Origin of the sequence: uncultured Brevundimonas sp., assembly GCF_937870815.1 — a bacterium.
Lineage (GTDB): Bacteria > Pseudomonadota > Alphaproteobacteria > Caulobacterales > Caulobacteraceae > Brevundimonas.
On record NZ_CALMZS010000082.1, the window covers coordinates 1 to 2,774 of the forward strand.

At 67.9% G+C, this 2,774-nt stretch carries 3 protein-coding genes; all 3 read left to right on the forward strand.

Annotated elements, in window-relative coordinates; genetic code table 11:
* Positions 1-912: hypothetical protein (locus Q0588_RS04900; RefSeq protein WP_298744262.1), on the forward strand; the 912-nt coding region annotated here is incomplete at its 5' end.
* Between the two features lie 142 nt (positions 913-1,054).
* Positions 1,055-1,279 (forward strand): hypothetical protein, encoded by a 225-nt coding sequence (locus tag Q0588_RS04905; RefSeq protein WP_298744263.1) that lies wholly within the window; start codon positions 1,055-1,057, stop codon positions 1,277-1,279.
* 46 nt (positions 1,280-1,325) lie between these two features.
* The gene (locus Q0588_RS04910) at positions 1,326-2,690 is read left to right on the forward strand and encodes an O-antigen ligase family protein (RefSeq protein WP_298744265.1); all 1,365 of its coding nucleotides are present in this window, start codon (positions 1,326-1,328) and stop codon (positions 2,688-2,690) included.
* Positions 2,691-2,774 lie beyond the last annotated feature (84 nt).

Consider the following 2,774-nt stretch of genomic DNA (forward strand, 5'->3'; position numbering starts at 1 on the left):
GACGACATCCTGACCCTGGCCGGCAACTGGAGCCTGAGGGATGATCCCGCGCACGCCTGGCTGGTCGAGCGCCGCCTGCGCCGCGGCGACTACGGCTCGGCCTTCGCCCACGCCGATACGCTGGTTCGTCGGCGACAGGACATTCAGCCCCAGGTCTTCCGGCTATTCACCGTTGCAGGCGTCCAGGACCCGCAGCGATCCCTGCCGGTAATCGCCAGTCTTCTGGCTGCCGAGCCGCCCTGGAGGGGGGCCTATCTGGGTAGCCTCAGCGAGACCCCCGAGGAGCTGCAGCTCGCCGCGAGCCTCGCGATCCTGCTCGAGGCCGGCCCCGCGCCGCTGACCAACGACGAGTTGCAAGGCCTCTATCGAACCTTGCTGGACAAGCGGCAGTTTCAGGCCCTGAATGAAGTCCGTACACGGATAAACCGCCCTCCGCCCGGCGTGGCCGTGACCAATGGCGGTTTCGCCGACACGGCGGCCCCGGAGCCCTTCCAGTGGCGGCTGTTCCAGAAGGCGGGCATAGGGACGGAGATCGCGGCCGACGATCTGCGTCCCTCGAATCCGGCCTTGCGCGTCGACTACGACGGCTACGCCGCCGGGACGGTCGCCGAACAGCTGACGTCGCTGCCGCCGGGTTCCTATCGATTCACCGCCGAGGTCAGGGCCGAGACCGGCGAGCCGGCGGCCCGGCTTGCATGGACCCTGTCCTGCGCTACCGGAGGCGACGCGATCGCCTCTGTACCCGGCGGGGTCTCCAATGCGGCTCCGAACAGATGGACGACCCTGTCGGGACGGTTCGAGGTCCCGGACGGCTGTCCCGGGCAGTGGCTGAGGCTGGTGACCCGCGCCGACGACCATCGGTCCGCGACCCTGGTCTGGTTCGACCGGATCGTCGTTTCCCCGAACGGTTGAACCGCGCCCCGGGCCCGGAGTCGCCCGAACATCACGACCCTGGCCCGAATATGTATTGATTTTGAAACCTTCGCCGCCTATACCCTCTCTCGATGCACTGCGGGCCAGCCCGTACCAATGACCTGAACGAAGGGGATTTCGAATGCGCAAGACCATCGCCGCTGTCACGGCGGGCCTGCTGCTTGTGGCTGGCCAGGCCGCAGCCGCCAACAATTCCGCCGTCGCCCGGGTGGGTGATCGGGTCGGCGCCCGCGCCGGGGCCAGCTCCGAGTTCGCTGGCATCCCGCTGCCGGTGCTGCTGATCGGCGCCGCCGTCCTCATTACGACGGTGGTGGTCGCCAGCGATGACGACTCGGAAAGCGACTAAGACGAACCAAGGTCGCGCGACGCTGGCCATATTGCTGACGTAGCGCGTGCCGAACCGGATTTGGAAGGGCCAGTGGGATGCCGTCGCGATAGCGTCGGCGGTCCTGCTGGCCCTTTCCGTTCTTCTCGGCGGCGCAAGCCAGGGTCATGCGCTTCGGCTGGCCTTGGTGGAGCTGGCGTCCCTGCCGCTTCTGGTGCTGGCATCGGGGCGGCTCATCCAGACCGGCTTGTGGCGCGAGCATCGGTTCGCCCTCATCCTGTTGGCGGCGGTTGTCGCTATTCCGCTGGTCCAGGTGATTCCCTTCCCTCCGGCGATGTGGACCGGTCTCCCCGGCAGGGACCAGATGGTGTTCGCCCTGCGACTCGCCGGGCTGGAGCCGGGCTGGGCGCCGCTGAGCCTGACTCCCGATCGGACCTGGGGATCAGTCCTGGCGCTTGCACCGCCCGCCGCTTTCTTTCTCGCCATGCTGTCGCTTTCGCCTGCTCAGCGGGAGCAAATGGTCCAGCTCTGTATCGCCGCGGCCATCGCAGGAATCCTCCTCGGCGCCGCCCAGCTGGCCAGCGGCGGAGACAATCTCTACCTTTGGAATGTCGGGGCGGGTCAGGTCAGAGGTTTCTTCGCCAATCGCAATCATCTCGCCTCCTATCTGCTGGTCACCCTGCCCTTTGCCGTCATATTCGGCGCGGCGACGCTCAGACGGCGGGATAGACGGACCTCCGCCCTGTGGTTCGGCGCCCTGTTTGCGGGCTTGGTCGTTGTCGCCCTCGCGGCCATCCGCTCGCGGGCGGGGATCACCCTGTTCACGCCGGTCATGGTGGTCAGCCTTCTGGCCGCCTGGATCGCCGCCGGTCGGGGCCGGCCGGGTCCCGGGCTGCTGGTGCTGGTCGGTTCAATTGGCGCGGCGCTGACGGTGGTGGCCGTCCTGGCCCTTCCGCCCATCCTCGCCCGCTTCGATACTGGTGGCGCGCCTGAAGTTCGGTTCGAGCGCTGGCCGCTCATCGCGGAAACCGCCCAGACCTACCTGCCCCTGGGCTCCGGCATGGGCAGTTTCGACGCCGTATACCGCTCGGTAGAGCCGCTGGAGGAACTGGACAGCACATTCTTCAACCAGGCGCACAACGAGTACCTTGAGACATGGCTGGAAGCCGGCTGGCTGGGAATCGGCGTGATCCTGGCGTTCCTCGTCTGGTACGCCCGACGCTGCTGGAGCGCCTGGAAGGCGCCGCCGTCCCGGGAACGAGACCTCCAACGCGCCGCCAGCATCGGCATCGGCGTTCTACTGCTGCACTCGACCGTCGATTATCCATTACGGACCATCACGCTGGCGGTCATCTTCGCCCTGTGTTGCGGCCTGCTCGAACTGGCGGGGCGGTCCAGCGAGGACCCGTCGGGGAACCGACGCGCGGCCTGACGCGGACCTTCAACCGGCGACCGCCCCTGCCGCCTCCAGGGCCGTGGCGCATATCCGTACCGCGCCGTCGCCGTCCTCGACGGC

Excerpts from the sequence above, each read along its gene's own strand:
- Q0588_RS04905 (WP_298744263.1), top strand. The coding sequence starts at position 1,055 with ATGCGCAAGACCATCGCCGCTGTCACGGCGGGCCTGCTGCTTGTGGCT.